We start from the raw sequence: 19,517 nt of genomic DNA on the forward strand, positions 1-19,517 counted from the left end.
ACACAAATGAGGGAACCTTTAATACACAGAGGTGAGACGAGGGTACTGAAGGTTTCTCAGTCGCGAGCCAAAAAAGGTGAATAATTACAATAGTTTATTCCGATTTACGGTGCAGGGCTCCAATTCACCCTCCCCCCATGCTCGCACAAATAAAATCGTCGTCGTTACCACTGAATTGCCCCAAAGGGCGGCTTTGCAAAGTCAAGCTACGACCCAGAGCCGACGTTGAGCGCAGTCTTTAAATACTCCGGTCGCCGCCCGCATTCCGGACTTTAACTGCAACCGCAAAATCGCAATCAGTTTGGAGGTCGGGACTGCGGACTTTGCTGCAGCTCGGTCAATGTCTGCAACCGGTCACTGGCGATAGGTCGCAATCTTGTAGGCTGCGAAACTGAAAAAGATGCCGAGCGATCCTTCGATCCATCGACGTGCCTTTTGATAGGCAAGCACCACTGGCTCTGTAGAGAACGTAATCGCGTAGAGAGTGTGAACAGCCAACGATAGTGCTGTAGCAATCAAGATTAGCGCAATGCCGACCCAAGCAGGTGCCTCATTGCCAAGGCCAATACCAACAATTGCGATCCACTGTAGCGCAGCCTTAGGGTTTGTAAGCTGAATTGCGATACCTTGAAGATAGAGGTTTTTTCCGCGAGCAGCCTTTGGTTTGTGCAAGTGAGAGGGGGTCGCCGCCGAGCGAAACGATTTGTATGCCAACCATAAAAGGTATGCTGCTCCGAAAATCTTCAGGAGTGTGACTGCACCCGCATAGGCTGTGATCAGAGCAGTCAAACCCGCAACGGTGCATGTGGCCCATACCGCCGAGCCGGACCCTACGCCGAGGGCCAATTTTACCCCGGCCTCCCGTCCACGCTCCATCGAGGTGCCGATAATGGCAAGAATATTCGGGCCAATACTGACAAAGCCGACCGAAAAAATGCCCAAAGCCAAAAGCAAACTTGAAAAATCTGCGCCCACTATCACTTTCCTTTCGCTTTCACCTGAACGCTAACAGACAGAGTGATACGGAAGAAGAAGTCATTCGCCGCGCTTTGACGAATTTGCCGGTTGGCTCAAACTGGACTTACGACGGTGCGGCACGCGGGCCTTGGCCTTCAGGCCAGGGCGCGGCCTACCGGTCACAGTCCAAAGCGGACGGCACCATTTTGCTCGTCGGGTGGGGAACAGACATTCGCTGCCGTTGCCAAATGGATCGTCGACTTTCAGAAGCCGGACGTTCAGATAAGCCAACTATGAGAGAGTTTCGAACTGACGCCTGGCGGGATTGCCAATTGCAGTGCGCAACAAAGATCAGCGGTTCTGTCGCAAACTTTATTCCCAACCGTCGTTCCTGCCGCGATTCTGATGGCGTGCGGTCCGGTGTTTTCAGAAAGCAGCCAAAGACATAACCTACCAGATCGGGAAAATTTGCGACGAGCCAATTCGAACGATGTCGTTTCCTGCAAGGAGGTTTCGCAATCAGAGACGTGGCCTTTGATCGAACCCTCCATTCATATCTATAAAACAGGAGACACGTCAGATGAACACTCGCACTGCTTCGCGCTCAGGTGGGCGCTCAGCGCGCCGTGCCAAGCGCACGGCCCCGAACTTTGAAATGTTGCCTGGCCTGACACGAGGCATTCCCTTATGTGAAGTGATGGACCACGCGCAGGTTGAGCGCATCGACAATGCAGCCATGGACATTCTTGAGAACGTCGGCGTCCAATTCCGCGACCCGATCGCCCTGGAAGACTGGAAGAAAGCCGGTGCCAAGGTGAACGGAGAATTGGTCTACCTCGATCGCAACTTGGTGCGAGAACTGATCTCGACCATACCGTCTCAGTTCACTTATCACGCGCGCAACCCCAACAACAACCTCAAGCTAGGTGGTAAGCACTCGGTCTTCGTACCGATGACCGGCGCGCCGTTTCTGCGTGATTTGGACGATGTGCGTAGGAACCCGCTTTTGGAAGATCTGGCGATGTTTCACAAGCTGAGCCACATGATGCCTGCGCTGCACAGCTCGGCTCATCACATTGTCGAGCCCTACGATCACCCGATCAGCCAGCGCCATTTGCGTATCACCTATTCGTCGATGAAATATTCTGACAAGATGTTCATGGGTATGACCACCTCACCCAAAAACGCCGAAGACGTCATGGATATGTGTGACATCCTGTTTGGCAAAGGGTTCATCGACGACCACCCGGTTACGACAGGTAACTGTAACGGAAACAGTCCTTTGGTCTGGGATGAAACCATGCTGGGTGCAATGCGCGCCTTCTGCCGTCGCAATCAACCGGTTCTTTGCTCACCCTTCGTTCTTGGTGGTGCAAACACGCCCGCGTCAGTGCCCGCCACAGTGGCGCAGTTGACCGCCGAGGCGCTGTCTGCACTTGCCTACACGCAGGTCATCCGCAAGGGCGCGCCCGCGATTTGGGGGCACTACTTGTCCACCGTTTCGATGAAGTCCGGCGCACCCATGGCAGGTACGCCCGAAATCAGTTTGATGAACTTCATGATCGGCCAAATGGCACGGTTCTACGATGTGCCTTGGCGCACCTCGAACACTTTGGGAGGGGCCAAGACCTTTGACGCGCAGGCGGGCTATGAATCGGCGACCACACTCAGTGCGGTTATGCACGCGGGCGCAAATTATATTTGGCACTCAGCTGGCTGGAACGAGGCGGGCATGCACTGCTCAGTCGCCAAGTTCATTGTGGATGCAGAACAATGTGCCATGGCATATCGCATGGCCGAAGGTCCAAAATGGGGCGATTTCGATCAAGCCATCGCTGCGGTTCCCGATGTTGGGCCGGGCGGTCACTATCTGGGCCACCCGCACACTCAGGAAAACTTCCAAAGTGCCTTCTTTATGCCGGAACTCTTCGACAACAACTCGATCGAGCAATGGCAGGCCGAAGGAAGTGTAGAAATCACGGAACGAGCCCTGAAACATGCGCGCAAGCTTCTGGCCGAATACGAAGAGCCCAAGCTGGACGAAGCCAAGAACGAAGCGCTTCTGGATTACATTGCCCGACGTGAACGTGAGATCCCGGCCGCGGACGAGCTGAACCAATCCTACTAATCACCTTTTCCCTCCCCGACTGGCCCGCCGTACAGGCGGGCTTTTTTGTCGCCAACTGACAAGTCGGAGGTCGGAGTCGTGTATGAAGTGGGTAGAGTGATCACTCTACTTTGTTGTCATGATACCTATTCAACAGCGCATAGCTGAAAGCCTGGAAAGACAGTTTGCCGAGATGGGGTTTGCCACGCAGGGAGTTGAGGCCTTGCGTGCAGGGGCCGACGTTTCGTTGCGTACTCTGTACAAGTATTTCCCAAGTCGCGAAGCGATGGTGGTCGGAGCCCTCGACCACCGTGATCAAGCTTATTCCGAGTGGATTGAGGGAGGTCCGGAACAGGGCGCAGCCCATGTGCTTTACCCGTTGCTCCGCCTGGGGGACTGGTTAAATCAAGTGGCCAACACAGGGTGCCTCTTCATGAATGCACTGTCGGCCTATCCGGAAAGCACTGCAATCCAAGAAGCCGTCCTGCAACACAAACTGAATCTGCGAATTCAATTCATCGCGCGTTTGCGTCATGTGGCCCCCGATTGCGAAGCAGGCGCGTTGGCTGATGAGATGATGCTGCTGCACGAAGGCCTGACTGAAGCTGCGCGTTTGTTTGGACAAAAAACTGCTACTCAATCCGCCCTGCGGAGCGGCCGCAGCGTTCTATTGGCCGCCGGGATCGAATGACTCTGCGGCTCACTCACTCCCGATAACTTTATGGGGCAACCGATGAAAATAACCGAAATCCACATCTATCAGCATGATCTGCCTGTCAAGAATGGCCCCTATACCATGGCCAATGCGCAGGTCTGGGCCTTGGACAGCACTTTGGTCAAGCTGGTTGCTGATAACGGCCTGGTGGGGTGGGGCGAAACTTGCCCGGTTGGCCCCACTTATGCCGAGTCTCATGCTGAAGGGGCTCGTGCGGCACTGTCTCAGATGGCTCCGGGTCTGATCGGGACTGAGGCGTTGCCGCTGCCATTGCATCGTCGGATGGAGGGGCTGCTAAACGGTCATAATTACGCGAAGGCCGCTTTCGATATTGCAGTACATGATCTGCTGGGCAAACATCTGGGTGTTCCAGTTTGTAGCCTGCTGGGCGGTGCCGCTACTGACAAGATACCATCCTATTATGCTACCGGTGTCGGTGAGCCGGACGAAATCGCTCGTCTGGCCCGAGAGAAGCTGGCCGAGGGATATCCTCGTTTGCAGATCAAGGTTGGCGGCCGCCCGGTTGAGATTGACATCGAAACCATCCGAAAGGTCTGGGAGGTCGTCAAAGGATTAGGCATGCGTTTGGCAGTGGATGGCAACCGGGGTTGGACAACCCGCGATGCCCTGCGCGTCAGCCGCGAATGCACCGATGTTCCTTTCATCATGGAACAACCCTGCAACACAATCGAGGATTTGCAGAAGATACGACCACAGGTCAGTCATGGCATCTACATGGATGAGAACAGCACCAGCTTGAACACCGTCATTTCGGCAGCGGGCACCGGTCTGGTGGATGGTTTCGGGATGAAGGTAACCAGGATTGGTGGTTTGCATCCGATGCGCGCTTTCAGGGACATTTGCGAGGCCCGAAACCTGCCGCATACCTGCGATGACAGCTGGGGCGGCGACATCATTGCAGCCGCCTGTACCCATATCGGTGCAACGGTTCGACCCGATCTGCTGGAAGGCGTCTGGCTGGCCGCACCGTATATCGAAAGGAACTACGACCCGGAGAACGGTATTCGGATCAAGGGTGGCTATATCGACCTCCCTACTGGTCCAGGATTGGGCATCAATCCCGACGAACACCGCTTTGGCGCTCCGGTTGGATCATTTTGAAGTGAAGAGAGAACATAATGAATCTAAACGGAAAAACTGCACTGGTCACCGGAGCGGCGGGCGGTATCGGTGCAGCGCTTGTGACGCGTCTGCGCGCAGCGGGTATTCGCGTCGCGGTTGCTGATCGTGATGTCAGCGGCCTTGAGGCTGAAGCATATCTAGCCGGTGATCTGTGTGATACCGCCTATGCCGATGCATTACCGAAGGCAGTGGCTGATCAGCTGGGCGGGTTGGATATCATTGTCAACAATGCGGGCGTCATAACTCGTGGAGCAGTAACCGAGACCTCGGATGACGATTGGTCCCTTTCACTTGGCGTCAATGTTGAGGCTCCGTTCCGGGTCTGCCGCGCTGCGATCCCAATTATGGCCGACAATGGTGGCGGAGCCATCGTAAACACTGCCTCGTGCTGGGGTCTGCGCCCGGGTCCCAATCATGCGCTCTATTGTATGACCAAGGCGGCAATTGCATCGCTGACGCAATGCATGGGTATGGATCACGCCCATCAGGGCATCCGTATCAACGCAGTCTGCCCGAACGAAGTAAACACGCCTATGCTTCGTTCAGGTTTTGCCAAACGCGGGTTCGACCCCGACACAGCCGTTAAAGAGTTGGGTCAGACCGTTCCTCTGGGCCGCATTGCAGAGCCTGAGGATATTGTCGATGTAATCATGTTCCTAATCTCGGACGCGTCGCGCTACGTCTGCGGGACACTTGTTGAGGTCAACGGTGGGAAGCCTGTGTCATGATGCGGTTCGACGGCAAGGTCGCGCTGGTTACCGGCGGGCGCAGCGGAATTGGGCAGGCGATTGCCCGGCGGTTGCGGGAGGAAGGTGCGCAGGTCTTTACCGCGCAACGCGGTGAAGACCCAGAGTTTCAGGGTGTTGCGGCGGATTTCACCGATCCTGCCAGCCCGGCACAAGTGGTGGAAACGGTCTTAAACCGGGCAGGAAAACTGGACGTTCTAGTAAACAACGCTGGGATGATGCAGGAAGCCAGAGTCGAGGATATGAGCCTTGAAGACTGGCAGCGCAACCTGACTGTCAATCTGACTGCACCATTCTTGTTAATCCAAGCCGCCTTGCCGCATCTGCGCCGGACCGGGGGAAGTATTGTCAATACCGGATCGATCGAAGGTCTGGGCAGCAATCCCGGCCACGCGGCCTATTGTGCGTCCAAAGCCGGTTTGCACGGCCTGACTCGAGCGGTGGCCGTAGACCATGGCCACGAAGGGATACGCTGCAACGCAGTAGCCCCCGGCTGGATCGATACCGATCTAAACCTGGATTTCATTGAAAGCATGGAAGATTCTACCGCGTTTCACCGCGACATCGCCAAGATTCATCCGGTTGCACGAACAGGTCGACCCGAGGAAGTGGCTTCTCTGGTCGCTTTTCTAGCCTCAGGGGATGCCACTTTCATCACCGGTCAGGTCTACACGGTTGATGGGGGAAGAATGGCTCAGCTAAGCTTGCCCTCAATATAAACTGTCAAACGAAAACGCCGCCCAAAAAGGGCGGCGTTTGGTTCTTTGAGTTTGCAAGTTTGATTATTCAGCGGCCTGCGTGCTTGTGTCACTATGCTTATCGCGCAAGCCATCCCGGAAAAGGGCTTTGCCAAGGGCAATACACATCAGGCCCATCACCATGGTGAACGGCAGAGCACCGATAATCATGGCGTTGCGCAGTGCGTCCATCGGGTTATTCTCACCCGCCGCAAGGATCAACGCGCCGATCACAGCGGTCAGGATCACACCCCAGATGATGCGATGCTTAACGCCGGTCTCCTGGCTGCCGCCCGACATGATTGTGTTCATCACCAGAATTCCCGAGTCCGCAGAGGTCACCAGGAAGGTCATGATCAAGATCACGCACATCACGTTCAGCATAGATAACAGACCACCGTCGATCATGTAAGACAGGGTCACGAACAGCTTGTTGGTATTTGATGCGCCGATGATAGCGCCCTCGGCGGTACCTGCCAGTTCGAGATCAATCGCGGTACCACCCAGAACGGTCATCCACGCAAAGCAGACCAGCGCCGGAGCGAAAACACAGCCCAGGATGAATTCGCGAACGGTACGGCCTTTTGAGATGCGCGCCAGAAACAGGCCCACAAATGGTGAGAACGCAATCCACCAGGCCCAGTAGAAGGTGGTCCAGCCAGCTTGCCATCCAAACTGTCGACCTTGTTCACCCGCGGAATAGGCTGCAGCTAGGGTTGCTTCGTCCAGCTCGGCCGCTGCACCTTCCAGCCCGCTCTTGAAGCCGTCAAAGCTGCCCCAGGCGTTGGTTGCGCCACCCATCAGGTCAGCCGCATGGGCCTGTGCTTCCGCTGGCAGAGCTGCGGCAAATGCTTCTACAGACAGTGGGCCAAAGGACACAAAGCTAAGCGAGATATAGTGCAAGATATAGTCGATCATCGCTGAGCCGTATGTGGTCATTGCGAAGACGAACGACCCGAACACAACAAATGTTCCAAGCAGGATGATTGACAGGACAAGGTTCAGGTTGGAGAGGTATTTTACGCCCCGTCCCACGCCGGACACCGCGGAAATGATCGACAGCCCCATGATTACAACCAATCCGGCTATCAGACCTACCTTACTGGGCGCAGGGACGTCACCACCCAAATCCATTATCCACTCAACTCCGGTGATTGCGTAGACACCATCAATAAATTGACTAATCCCGTAGCCGATTGTGACGGAAACACCCAAAATCGTTGCGACTACGCCCAGAACGTCAACCACATGACCTAGAAAACCGTTCATCAGTTTACCAAACAATGGCGTCAGTGCCGAACGAATGGTCAGAGGCATATTGCGAGTATAGGCATAGTAAGCCAGCGAAAGGCCTGTAACCACATAGATTGCCCAGGCGTGGAAGCCATAGTGCAGATAGGTGTATCGATACGCCGATTGTACTGCTTCGGGCGCATTAGCCTCGACTTCGCCAGACACCACAACGGGGTTGGATCCCCACAACCCAAGCGGCTCGGCGGTGGCGAATACCATTAGGCCCACGCCCAGACCGGCACCAAACATCATCGAAAACCACGAGAAGTTCGAAAACTCGGGTTTTTCGCCCGGTGTTCCCATTACTCTTCTACCGGTTGATGGAATGATAGCTACAACCGCTAGAAAATAGAAAAATAGGCCGACAATAATGATGTAGAAGCTGTTGAACACTTCTAGAAGCAGGAAGTTCCAGCTGCCGAGGGTGCTGTTGGCATTGGCCGGAAAGACCAAAGCCCATAACACCAAGGCAACCATGATACCTTTGCTGATCAGCGCGATGGGCACACTGTAGTTCTCGTAGAAACCGGCTTCTGCCGTTTCTATCTCTAAGTCTGTAAATGGTTCTTTGATCGACATAGTTAACCTCCGTGTCGCTGTCCTTCGCCATTTTCTGGCTGTTCTTATTGGTGAGTTCGAAGAATTCGGGTTTATTCTTCAGATGCTTTCCACTCTTTCCAACGCAGGACCGTGTTTGCGCCGATTTCGCGGAAGGGTTGTGGTGGAAGACGCTTTGGTTGATCCTCCGCCTCGAAGTGGCGAGTGATTTCCGAACTGTGACCACAGGCCAGCTCTGCTGCTGCGATGCCAGTCAATGTTCCACGCGTGGTACCAAGACCGTTCTGAACGCAGCCGGAATAAACACCTTGTTCGACCTCGCGCGTCACCGAGACACCATTAAGGCTCAGACACAGGTGGCCCGCCCAATGATACTGCATCTCCATCCCTGCTAACTGCGGAAAACGCTGATCGAACTTGCGCTGCATCACCCGAGAGGCTCGCGCTAGGTCGCAGGCCGTTGCAGTCATGCCAGGGCGAAGCGCCGCGCAGGTGCGGGTGATGATGCGATTGCCGCCTTGATCGATATCTATCCGCCGCATGGTGGTACCCATCGGATCGGACGGAGTAATCCCCCAACGGGGTTGGCCGCCCAGTTTGGCCAATGCTCCGGCGTCCAATTCCGGCGTCATCGTTGCAAACAGGAACAGTTGCATCAGGCGGCCGCGCTCGACCCCGAAGCTTTCCAAGTGGCCGTTGACCGTAAGGATCACAGTGCCGGTACTGACAGATCCTTTTTCGGTGCGCACAGTCCAGCCAAGACCATCGCGTTCAAAGCCGATTACGGGGCTGTCTTCGTAAACCGGAACATCTTGTGCCCACAGCCCCGCAGCAATCCCGCGGATATACCCGGCAGGCTGCAACATGACGGTTCCGGGGGTATAAAGTCCCGAGATATAGTGGCGCGACCCCGTCAGTTCATACATCTGTTGCGGGTCAAGCACCTGACTATCTTCACCCAACGAGGCCAAGTGCTTTGCATAGCTATGGTTATTAGCCTCCGCCGTTGTGCTGGCGGCACCGTTCACTTTGCCCGCGGGATCAAAGAAGTTGCGATCGATATCAAATTCTTCGACAGTGGATCGCGCAAAATCGATCGCCTGACGGTTCAGATTGATCATCACTCGGTCATCGCCGGACCCCGCATAGTCATCCGAGGCCAGTTCATGGGGCAGGTCTATCATGAAGCCCGAATTGCGACCGGCTGCGCCTTCGGCGACGCGCCCGGCCTCCAGCACCACCACCTTTGCGTCGGGCTGCAGCTGTTTCAAACGCCGCGCGGCCGATAAGCCAGCAAAGCCCGCGCCAACGATTACGAAGTCCGCGGTGGTTTTATTGTTTAGCACAACTGCCGGGGACTGGGCGCCAAGAATGGCGCTCCAGGCGGCCGGTCCGCGATGGGCCGGCAAGCGCTTTGCGGTATAGGCCGTCAATCGACGGCCTCGTCAGCGTCATCGGTCAGATCAATCCAGATGGTTTTCAATTGGGTGTATTGATCATGGGCGTGAACCGAATTGTCGCGCCCGCCGAAGCCGGACTGTTTGTAACCACCGAAGGGTGTCGTGATATCGCCCTCGCCAAAGCTGTTCACTGTTACCGTGCCCGCTCGGATCGCCCGCGCACCGCGAATTGCGCGTTTGGCGTTTGCGGTGAAGATCGAGGCGCAGAGGCCGTACTCGGTCTCATTGGCGATCTTGATTGCTTCGTCAAAGCCCGAAACCTCGATGACCGACAGGACGGGACCAAAGATTTCTTCCCGGGCCAAAGTGGCGTCGTTGCCGTGCACTTCGACGACAGTGGCCTCGACAAAGCCTTTTTTGGCCTTGCCGCCTATCACCACATTTTCGGCCTGATCCAGATATCCGCTAACTTTTTTGAAATGGCTTTCGCTGACCAGTGCGCCCATGCGGGTTTCTGGATTCAGAGGATCGCCAATGTTCCATTGTTTGCTGTGATGCGCGACCCGTTTCAGCAGTTCTGCCTTCACATCTTTATGCACGATCAGTCGGGACGAGGCTGAGCAGTTCTCGCCCATGTTCCAGAACGCTCCGTTCACCACGTGCGCAGCCACACGGTCGAGGTTTTCGGCATCGTCCATTACGATGGCGGGGTTCTTTCCGCCCATCTCCAGCACCACTTCCTTGGCGTTGCTTTCCGCTGAGTAGGCCAGGAACCGTTTGCCGGTGACAGTCGAGCCGGTAAAGGACACCATGTCGATATCCATGTGACGGCCAATCGGCTCACCCACTTCCGCGCCGCCACCGGGCACGACGTTCAGCACCCCGCGTGGTAGGCCGGCATCCATAGCCAACTCGGCCAGGCGCAACGCGGTTAACGTCGTCTCAGCCGCCGGTTTCACGACCACGGAACAGCCCGCCGCCAGAGCAGGCCCAATCTTCCATGCCAGCATCAGTAGGGGGAAGTTCCAAGGCAGAACCAGCCCGACAACCCCGATGGGTTCACGCACCACCATGGCGATGTGATCATCGCTGGCTGGCGAGACCTGGTCATAGATTTTATCAATCGCCTCGGCGTGCCATTTCAGGCAGTGGATGGTTTCGGGCACGTCCACGGTTTCGCAGTCATAGATGGTCTTGCCGCTGTCGATGCTCTCCATCACCGCCAGTTCGCGGGCGTTTCGGGTCATCAGCTTACACAAACGGATCAGCACATCCTTGCGTTCGGACGGATGCATTTTGCTCCACCGCCCGTCGTCGAAGGCCTCACGCGCCTTTTCAACAGCAAAATCCACGTCGGCCCCGCCGCAGGCTGCGATCTCAGTCAGTGTCTCACCGGTGGCAGGGTTCAGGGTGGTGAAGGTGTTACCCGAGATCGCTGGACGGAAAGCCCCGTCGATAAAGGCTCCGGTCGGCAAGGTCAGGCCCGCAGCGATGGATTGGTATTCGTCTTGTGTCAGTAATTCCATGCCTTAACCCTCCGCCACAATATCTGCGATTGTTGTTTTCAGCACGCGCGTCACCTGTTCCAGCGTGCGTTTGTCGTCCTTGTTCAGGCCCTTCAGCGGAGGCCGCATGATGCCCGCATCAATCCCGTTCATGGTGACGCCGTGTTTGATGGTCTGGATGAACTTGCCGCCCTGTTCCAGCACATGCATCAGCGGCAACATGGCCGACATGATACGGCGGCCCTTGTTGAAATTGCCTTCGACGACGCAGGCGTTGTACAGCGCTACATGCTCGGCCGGCAGGAAGTTCGATCCGCCACAAACCCAGAACGGAGCACCCCAGGCGAAGAATTCAAGCGCTTGGTCGTCCATGCCACAGCCCAGCTGGATATGCGGATAATCGCGGGCCAGCAGATGTACACGGTTGATATCCCCCGAGCTTTCCTTGATGCCGCAGAAGTTGCGACTGCGGCCAACGCGGCTCAAAAATTCTTCGCCCATCATGGTGCCGGTGCGGTGCGGATAGTTGTACAGCATCACCGGTAGATCAGCGGCCTTGTCTATGGCCAGCGCGTTTAGCGCGTTTTCGCGGTCGGTGGGAACCGAATAGGCCGGGCTGGCCAGTAGAATTGAGTCTGCCCCGATCTCACGCGCGCCAGAGGCCAACGCAATCGAATCCGGCGTCATCATTGCGCCCGTGCCGACAACCAACGGCAGGCGCCCCTTCAACCGTTCGTGGGTGAATTTGGCCAGCTCCAGACGTTCAGTCACCGTCTGGGCATAGTTCTCGCCCGTCGAGCCGCCCGAGATCAGCCCGTGCACACCGTTTTCGATCAGGTATTCGATCACATCCGACAGGGCATCGAAATTGACGCTGCCATCGTCGTGATAAGGGGTCACTACCGGGGTGTAGATCCCATCAAAGTTGAACAGGGGGTTCATTTAGGTCCTCATGCTGGGGTTTTTCGCGCCATAGTTCCCAGCGGCAGGTCAAGCCCAGCGGGCGTGACAAACAGCTCGATCTGGTCGCGGGACAAGTTCCAATGATCGATGGCCAGCTGCATTGAAGCCGCTTCATCACCCGCTTCAATGGCGGCGATAATGGCGTCGTGTTGAGCGCTGGCAACGGACAGATTGTCGGCCATGACTTGGTCCTTGGGCCGATAGAAGGTCATGCCAATTCGGGCATGGTCGATCAGCAGCCGTTTGAAGGAGGGCAGCAGATAGATGTTATCGGCCATATCGCCGGTAATTTCGTGGAAAAGGTTGTTGGCCATCGCCCGATCGGCACTCGAACCCGATCGCAACGCGGCTTTGAATGCCTCTTGCGCTTCTTTCAAGCGCGCAATCTGTGCAGGTTTGGAATTCTTGGCAGCCAACTGAAGAATGGCGCCGTAGATCATCGGCGCCGCCAAAAAGAAATCTCGCAGCGTGGTATAAGACATCTCTGACACGCGGGCGCCACGGTTCTCCCGCAGATCAAGGTAGCCCTCACCTGCCAGCTGGCGGAACACTTCGCGCAACGGCGTGCGCGACAATTCGAATTCTTCAGACAGAGTCGCCTCGTCCAAATCGACACCTGGGCGCAACTCAAGGGTCATGACCGCCACCTTCAGGTGTTCATAGAGTTGCTGTTTTCTGCGTCGTGACGCGTCTTTCATGTTTGATCTCCTGTTGGATCTTTCGCGCCATAGAGATGACTGAATCACCGCTGTGAATCCACTGATTGGACATATAATGAAAAAATACAAATTGTACACAATAAAAAAATGTGCAGTATGCAACGAGAATTTTTGGGTTGGGAGGAACCGGTGAAAGACTTTCAAGATGACGCCGTCATCGATTGCCGAAATTTATGGAAGATCTTCGGAAGGCGTTCCGCAGAAGCCATGAAAGCAGTACAAGAACAAGGGCTTGGAAAGCTCGAAGTGCGTGATCGATTTGATTGCGTCGTAGGTGTTCAGGACGCTACGTTTACCGTTGGGCGGGGTGAAATCTTCTGCATCATGGGCTTGTCCGGCTCGGGCAAATCCACACTGATTCGTCACGTGAACCGCCTGATCGAGCCGACATCTGGTCAGCTATTTATCGAAGGTCAGGACGTCAACAAACTGAACGCACGCGACCTGCGTGAGGTTCGGGCCGAGAAGATCGGCATGGTTTTCCAGAACATGGCTCTGATGCCTCATCGCACCGTGCTGGACAATGTCTCATTCAGTCAGGAAGTACGCGGACATGACGTGAACGAGCGTCATGAAAACGCTATGCGCGCTATTGATGCGGTGGACTTGAATGGCTGGGATCAAAAGTACCCCGACGAGTTGTCCGGCGGTATGCAGCAGCGTGTCGGTCTGGCCCGGGCGATTGCGGCGGATCCGTCGATCCTGCTGATGGACGAGCCGTTTTCAGCCCTTGATCCACTGATCCGTCGCCAATTGCAGGACAAGTTCATGTCGCTGTCGGCCGAGATGAAGAAAACCACCCTGTTCATTACCCACGATCTGGATGAGGCGATCCGCATAGGCGACCGCATCGCCATTATGAAGGACGGTGCGCTTGTTCAGGTCGGTACGCCCGAAGACATAGTGACCAACCCAGTTGATGACTACGTTGCAGACTTCGTTGCGGGAATTTCCAAGCTAGAGCTGATCTCAGCTGGCAAAATCATGGAGCCGGTCGAGGCCTTTGAGCAGCGCCAAGGCCCGGTCGATCACGACCAATGGCCCGAGGCACACCCCGATCATTCGCTGGACGACTTGGTAAATCTCTCGATCGCTACTCAGCATCCCGTTGTGGTTAAGGCCGATGGCAAGTCAATCGGCATCGTCACCAAGAATGCGCTGTTGCGCGGCATTCAAGGCGAGGTCGATGACCCCGCTTCAATGAAACACTGAGAGGGCATCATGGCGGACACTGAATTCAGCATTCTCGATCCCTTTTCGTCGGTGGATCTGGGCATCGCCGAAAGCGCTGATGGCGTAAAGGGTTGGGCCATCGCGAACCGGGGTATCATTCAACCCATCAAGAATTTTTTCAACGAAATGATCGTTGGGATCGACACAGCACTGAACGCGGTACCGCCGTTGATCATGCTGGTCATTCTGATCTTGATCGCGTGGCAGGCGGCAGGGCGTCGTACTGCCATTCTGGTCGGCATCTTGATGACCGCTCTGGGCTTTTTGTCGCCAAACGCTTGGGGGCTGGCGATGACCACGTTGGCCATCGTTGTCTCGGCAGTGATCTTGTCCTTCTTCATCGGTCTGCCGCTGGGCATTCTAGCAGGCAAGAATGATCGGTTCGAAGCCGCCATTCGTCCGATCCTGGACACGATGCAGACCATTCCAGCCTTCGTTTATCTGGTGCCGGTGGTCATGCTGATCGGCATCGGCAATGTCTCGGGTGTTGTTGTTACGATCATCTTCGCGCTGCCGCCGCTGATCCGCTTGACCTCGTTGGGCATCCGGGGGGTGAACCCTTCGGTGGTTGAGGCCGCCCGTGCTTTTGGAGCCAATCCCCGGCAGGTGTTGTTCAAGGTCGAGCTGCCGTTGGCAACTCCCACCATTCTGGCTGGGGTTAACCAGACGATCATGTTGTCGCTGTCGATGGTTGTGATCGCCTCGATGATCTCAGTCAAAGGGCTTGGTAACGAGGTGCTGCGCGCAATGGGCCGTCTGGACGCAGGCAAGGCGCTGGTGGGCGGCCTTGGCATCGTGATCCTGGCCATCGTGCTGGACCGTATCACGCAAGGCATGGGCCAGTCCGGTCGCGAACGCGGACATCGTCATTGGTACGAGGGCGGGCCGGTCGGTGCTGTTCTGCGCCTGATCAAAAAACCTCAGTCCGAAGAAACACCCGAACCTCAAAAAGCGAACTGATCTATTGGGAGGACCATTCACAATGTTCGTCAAATCAACTCTGGCCGCGTTTGCCGCCACAACGATCCTAGCCACATCGGCCCTTGCTGCCAGTGACAAACCTGGTGAAGGCGTTACTGTCCGCCCGGTTATCCAGCCTATTGCAGAAGAGATTTTCCAACACCGCATCCTGTTCCGGGCGCTGAACGATCTGGGCTATGACGTGGCTGAGCCTGAAGAGGTACAGGCACAGACACTACATCTGGCACTGGGCACCGGAGATGCGGATTTCACCGCGGTTCATTGGAACGGCCTGCACGATACCTTCTTTCAGGAATCGGGCGGCGATGAAGTTCTGGAAAAAGTCGGCACGCTGATTGATGGAGCTCTGCAAGGCTATTTGATTAACAAGGCTGCATATGACGCAGGCGTTCAGAATCTGGGCGATCTGAAAGACCCCGAGAAGGCCGCATTGTTTGATGCCGATGGTGACGGCAAAGCAGATCTCGCGGGTTGTGTGCCCGGCTGGGGTTGCGAGCGTGTGATCGAGCATCAACTGGATGAGTTCGGTCTGCGCGACACGGTAAATCACAACCAAGGTGAATATAACGCGATCATCGCTGACACTATCGCCCGCAGTGAAGGCGGCGAGAACGTGTTGTATTATACTTGGACCCCTTACTGGGTATCTGGTGTTCTGGTTCCGGGAGAGAACGTTGAATTCCTGGCTGTTCCCTATTCGTCGCTGCCAGATGGCGCCACAGCCGAGACCACCTTTGAAGGCAAGGATTTGGGCTTTGCTGTCGACAGCATTCGGGTTGTCGCAACGGATGAGTTCCTGGGTGCCAATCCGGCCGCTGCCAAACTGTTTGAAGTCGCCAAAATTGACATCAATGACATTTCGGCACAAAACAAGAAGATCGCGGACGGCGAAGACAGCTCGGATGACATCGACCGACATGTCGATGAGTGGATTGCCGCAAATCAGGCTGCCTATGATAGCTGGCTGGACGCTGCTCGCAGCGCGGCGCAGTAACCTCAAGGGAATATCCCTGCATTTGAGACTGCGCGGTTCGTCCCGCGCAGTTTTGCTTTTGAACCGTAGGCCACCATGTCCAACCCACAGCACTTTGTCTTTCTGCTCATTGAAGAGTTCTCTCATCTGGCGTTTTCCTGCGCGATTGAGCCGCTTCGAATTGCAAACCTTGTACAGGGTGAAGAGCTATTCAGATGGTCAATTCTGTCGGAAGATGGGAAAACCGTCACCTGTTCCAATGGCATTAAAACAGTGGTGGATGGCGGTATTTCGAGTATCCCCAAATGTGACCGCCTGTTTGTTCTTTCAGGCATTAACATGCAAGCACACGTATCGCGTTCGCTGCTGGCTGCGCTCAGGCGTGAACGAGCCGGTGGCACTCAGATCGGAGCGCTGTGTTCTGGTGCTTGGCTGCTAGCGGAAGCGGGGTTTCTGGACGGGTCCGACGCGGCAATCCACTGGGAATATCACGACAGTTTCATGGAGGCCTTTCCCGAGGTCAATCTGGTGCGCAGCGTGTTTTCGGTTGATGGAAAATTCATAACTGCATCCGGAGGAACGGCCACAGCGGACCTCATGCTTCATCTCATTGAGCAGCACCACGGTCATGATCTTACCGTCGCGGTGTCCGACCAGATGGTCTATAATGCCGTTCGCAATGCTTCTGCGGAACAACGCGTGTCGATCCAGTCCCGAAACGGAATGCGCAACGCCCATTTGGCCAAGGCGATCCAGATTATGGAAAAGTCCATTGAAGCGCCAGTTTCACCGTCCAAGATTGCAACGGAAATCGGGATATCTACGCGTCAACTGGAACGTTTATTTGGCAAGTATCTGAATGCGTCCCCCAAGAAGTATTTTATGGACATGCGCCTTGACCGAGCGCGCAAGCTGCTGTTGCAGACAGAAGCCTCGGTCACAGAAGTCGCATTTGCTTGCGGTTTCGAGAATCCAGGCCATTTCGCGAGAGTGTACCGCGCGCATTTTGGGGTTACCCCTCATCTGCAAAAAAACAAGATCGGATAACTTATTGTTCAATCATAAATGAAGGGTCGGGTAGAAAAGTTTGTGGAAAAATTGATTTTCCGGAAACCCTACATGACAGCTGAAAGATGCGGTATTCCGGCGCGATGGCTGTGACCGCGTCGCTGCCAAGGGTTATGTGACAGCTCTTGGCTCTGGACCCCTTAATTTTGGCTTTGCTGCATAATGCATCGTTCCAAAACGGGTGGTGATAATGCCTGATCTTTTCTGGCTAAAGCTGACTTTCACTTGCCTTGATCCAATGACGTTATTCGTCACAACACTGGCGCTGCCCACTTAGCTTTTGGAAAAGAACCCTCACTCGAGAATGTTTTACAAAGTACTACTTTTGGCGGATCAAATCATAGAGGGCCGAAGGACCAATCCTGGGTATACTTTGTCTCGATTCGAACACACTTCGACAAGTTATTAATTGGCAGCTTGTAAAGGCAGTTTGTATCCAACAAGCATTCGGCAAGTCACTACTACTTTCGTTCAAGCCTTGTTGGCGAAAAATTTTGTCTGCAGTGAAAAAGTTCAAAGGATTTGGATGCGCTCATTCGTCTTGTTTTTTCGCTTGGAACTTCAGTTTGGTCAGTTGGACAGGACTTACTATAGCAAGTTCTTCAGTGAGCCTGTCTGGGGAGCGCGGCAATACCTTCATGAGTATCCCAACGGCACTTACGTCAACAGCGTTGTTAGCACGTCTGGCTCCCCCTCTGTTCTCAGTGCCGCAGCCGGGCAATCAGGCACTTATGAAGCGACTTTCACCGCTCGCGCGGGTGACGACATACTGCTTTTCAATAACTTTCTGTGGCGCGGCGACTACTGGCTGGACAACATCGAGAATAAGCCGATCTGATCAAGAAACGGCTACCTTGGCAGGGGGTTCTTGGACCTCCTGCCTGTCCCTATTTTTGTAGGCGGCTCTGGTCTGCTCGACGCTATAAGCGAGTATTGCAAGAAACACCCAGAAAAGAGTGTTGCGCAGACCGTTGTGAGTTAGCCCGTAGGCAAAAACCAAAGCAAAAATGCAGGCGTGTAGCTTCCTCGGCTTCATCAACACCGTCTCGATCCGCCTTCGGCTCCGCCATTTGTAAACATGACCTATTCAGGTCACATCGAGACTAATTCAATTTACCATAGTTTACCCTTTACTCAGCCGGGCGCGATCTCGATTGTTCGATTTTCATGGACCGCTTCAGTAAGTACTCAAATTTTGAATCTTCTGGCGGCATAAAATGGAGCCATTAAGGCGAGTACCACAATGATTTTTGGCACGTTGTCGAATAGTGATAATCCAACGTTGAAGAGCCAAGTAAATAGGTAAATCTGAAAACAGATTGAGAGTTGGCTTCGGGTTCTGTTGAACCGCGTGGTCATAACGCCCGCAAGCGAGCCAAAAGCAACGGCACCAAAGATAAGGCCCGCCCATCCGCCAACCATCCAGAACGTGCCGGGCACAGTCGCAGGAAAACCAACGCCCTTTGCAAGAACCTCAGGAAAGAACTCTGACATGAAAGCGGTACGCGGTCCGTTTAGCATGTAGGAGAACGACTGAGGGAACGGGTCAATATTGTAGATCAGGAAAAAGTTGTGAAAGCCATCAAAGTTACGCTTCGCAACGAATACGTTTTCCAACAAAGATCCTGGGGTACTAACCCGTAGCAGGGCGTCGGTGCCAAACCCGTAATAATATGACAATAGCGGGTCTATCATTGATGCGGAAATGAACACGACGACACCCAAACCGATCAGCTTACCGAGATGCATTGTTCCATGCTGTGTGATCTTCCAGGTCGCAAATAAAGACAAAAGTGGCCAAACCACGCGACCGCGTCCTCCGAGAACCACTAAAACACCGACAAAAATCAGGGTAAGAACGCAAAACCAGAGAATTTTCCCGCGGTTTAGCATGTGTAGAGCAAGCGCAAGATAGCCGAGAATTGCTCCGTACGAGCCAGCAAAAATCAGCTGCCCATAAGCTGTTGACACTAGGCCGCTGCGCGTGTCCCCAGAAAAGGCCTGCCCAAGAAGATAGGCACAAAACAACCCAAGCACAAAGGAAACCCAGGCGACCAAGACCTCCTTTTGGTTGGGCGGCAGGAATTGCAAACTGCGTTGCTTGGCTGGAAGCAAGCGCCGTGTGACATATAGAGTGACTAACGTCAGACCAATGAAAAAAGTGATCACGACCAGGGTGTTCAATACATCTTGCTGCAACCCATATAGGTCGATATCGCCGTAGCCTAAAATTGTGCGCGAAATCAGAATCGCTACCAGTGACGGTATAACGAAATACGCAATGTAGCTTAGCGCTATCCATGCGCCTGGCTTGAAAACTACAGCAGCCTCAACCTTTCCAAGATTTAGTTTTCTGGGTTTGACGGAATAAGTAGACACGTGGTTGGAATACACGTCATAAGAGCCTTATTGGTAGATG

Annotated in this window: 17 protein-coding genes; 10 read left to right on the forward strand and 7 right to left on the reverse strand. The window is 54.7% G+C overall.

Annotated elements, in window-relative coordinates; translation table 11 throughout:
- Positions 1-354: 354 nt before the first annotated feature.
- On the reverse strand, positions 355-975 hold the full coding sequence (locus ACR0DT_RS10330) for a LysE family translocator (protein WP_480710643.1): 621 nt from the start codon (positions 973-975) through the stop codon (positions 355-357).
- A gap of 562 nt (positions 976-1,537) precedes the next feature.
- Here ACR0DT_RS10330 and ACR0DT_RS10335 point away from each other — a divergent pair.
- The 5 genes from ACR0DT_RS10335 to ACR0DT_RS10355 all read left to right on the forward strand — a co-directional run bounded on the left by ACR0DT_RS10335 (position 1,538) and on the right by ACR0DT_RS10355 (position 6,387).
- The gene (locus tag ACR0DT_RS10335) at positions 1,538-3,085 is read left to right on the forward strand and encodes a trimethylamine methyltransferase family protein (protein ID WP_480710644.1); all 1,548 of its coding nucleotides are present in this window, start codon (positions 1,538-1,540) and stop codon (positions 3,083-3,085) included.
- A 118-nt stretch (positions 3,086-3,203) separates the two neighbouring features.
- Positions 3,204-3,755, forward strand: coding sequence for a TetR/AcrR family transcriptional regulator (locus ACR0DT_RS10340; protein ID WP_480710645.1), 552 nt, complete (start codon positions 3,204-3,206; stop codon positions 3,753-3,755).
- A gap of 42 nt (positions 3,756-3,797) precedes the next feature.
- Positions 3,798-4,901 (forward strand): mandelate racemase/muconate lactonizing enzyme family protein, encoded by a 1,104-nt coding sequence (locus ACR0DT_RS10345; protein WP_480710646.1) that lies wholly within the window; start codon positions 3,798-3,800, stop codon positions 4,899-4,901.
- Between the two features lie 17 nt (positions 4,902-4,918).
- Positions 4,919-5,650, forward strand: a complete 732-nt coding sequence (locus ACR0DT_RS10350) for an SDR family NAD(P)-dependent oxidoreductase (protein ID WP_480710647.1) — start codon at positions 4,919-4,921, stop codon at positions 5,648-5,650.
- The gene (locus tag ACR0DT_RS10355) at positions 5,647-6,387 is read left to right on the forward strand and encodes an SDR family NAD(P)-dependent oxidoreductase (RefSeq protein ID WP_480710648.1); all 741 of its coding nucleotides are present in this window, start codon (positions 5,647-5,649) and stop codon (positions 6,385-6,387) included. The genes ACR0DT_RS10350 and ACR0DT_RS10355 overlap by 4 nt, the downstream gene beginning before the upstream one ends.
- Positions 6,388-6,450: 63 nt before the next feature.
- Here ACR0DT_RS10355 and ACR0DT_RS10360 read toward each other — a convergent pair whose 3' ends face one another.
- The 5 genes from ACR0DT_RS10360 to ACR0DT_RS10380 all read right to left on the reverse strand — a co-directional run bounded on the left by ACR0DT_RS10360 (position 6,451) and on the right by ACR0DT_RS10380 (position 12,822).
- Positions 6,451-8,277, reverse strand: coding sequence for a BCCT family transporter (locus tag ACR0DT_RS10360; RefSeq protein WP_480710649.1), 1,827 nt, complete (start codon positions 8,275-8,277; stop codon positions 6,451-6,453).
- Positions 8,278-8,348: 71 nt separating this feature from the next.
- Entirely contained in the window at positions 8,349-9,689 is a 1,341-nt protein-coding gene (locus ACR0DT_RS10365; RefSeq protein ID WP_480710650.1) for an NAD(P)/FAD-dependent oxidoreductase, read from the reverse strand.
- Positions 9,686-11,182: an aldehyde dehydrogenase gene (locus tag ACR0DT_RS10370; protein WP_480710651.1), complete on the reverse strand. Its 1,497-nt coding sequence runs from the start codon at positions 11,180-11,182 to the stop codon at positions 9,686-9,688. The genes ACR0DT_RS10365 and ACR0DT_RS10370 overlap by 4 nt, the downstream gene beginning before the upstream one ends.
- A 3-nt stretch (positions 11,183-11,185) precedes the next feature.
- A complete protein-coding gene (locus ACR0DT_RS10375) occupies positions 11,186-12,103 on the reverse strand; it encodes a dihydrodipicolinate synthase family protein (RefSeq protein ID WP_480710652.1) in 918 nt (305 codons plus the stop codon).
- A gap of 8 nt (positions 12,104-12,111) precedes the next feature.
- On the reverse strand, positions 12,112-12,822 hold the full coding sequence (locus ACR0DT_RS10380) for a GntR family transcriptional regulator (protein WP_480710653.1): 711 nt from the start codon (positions 12,820-12,822) through the stop codon (positions 12,112-12,114).
- A gap of 117 nt (positions 12,823-12,939) precedes the next feature.
- On the opposite strand from ACR0DT_RS10380, the gene ACR0DT_RS10385 reads away from it, so the two are divergent.
- The 5 genes from ACR0DT_RS10385 (at position 12,940) to ACR0DT_RS10405 (ending at position 17,936) form a co-directional block, all read left to right on the forward strand.
- Positions 12,940-14,055 (forward strand): quaternary amine ABC transporter ATP-binding protein, encoded by a 1,116-nt coding sequence (locus ACR0DT_RS10385; protein ID WP_480710654.1) that lies wholly within the window; start codon positions 12,940-12,942, stop codon positions 14,053-14,055.
- A 9-nt stretch (positions 14,056-14,064) separates the two neighbouring features.
- Positions 14,065-15,036 carry an ABC transporter permease gene (locus ACR0DT_RS10390; RefSeq protein WP_480710655.1) on the forward strand — a complete coding sequence of 324 codons (972 nt, stop codon included), beginning with the start codon at positions 14,065-14,067 and terminating at the stop codon, positions 15,034-15,036.
- Between the two features lie 22 nt (positions 15,037-15,058).
- Positions 15,059-16,051, forward strand: coding sequence for a glycine betaine/L-proline ABC transporter substrate-binding protein ProX (gene proX, locus ACR0DT_RS10395; RefSeq protein ID WP_480710656.1), 993 nt, complete (start codon positions 15,059-15,061; stop codon positions 16,049-16,051).
- A 75-nt stretch (positions 16,052-16,126) separates the two neighbouring features.
- Positions 16,127-17,077, forward strand: a complete 951-nt coding sequence (locus ACR0DT_RS10400) for a GlxA family transcriptional regulator (RefSeq protein ID WP_480710657.1) — start codon at positions 16,127-16,129, stop codon at positions 17,075-17,077.
- Between the two features lie 547 nt (positions 17,078-17,624).
- The gene (locus tag ACR0DT_RS10405) at positions 17,625-17,936 is read left to right on the forward strand and encodes a hypothetical protein (protein ID WP_480710658.1); all 312 of its coding nucleotides are present in this window, start codon (positions 17,625-17,627) and stop codon (positions 17,934-17,936) included.
- Positions 17,937-18,286: 350 nt separating this feature from the next.
- On the opposite strand, the gene ACR0DT_RS10410 is transcribed toward ACR0DT_RS10405, so the two are convergent.
- On the reverse strand, positions 18,287-19,492 hold the full coding sequence (locus ACR0DT_RS10410; protein WP_480710659.1) for a hypothetical protein: 1,206 nt from the start codon (positions 19,490-19,492) through the stop codon (positions 18,287-18,289).
- Between the last annotated feature and the right edge of the window lie 25 nt (positions 19,493-19,517).

The sequence above is a fragment of the Ruegeria sp. BI11 genome, assembly GCF_056538005.1.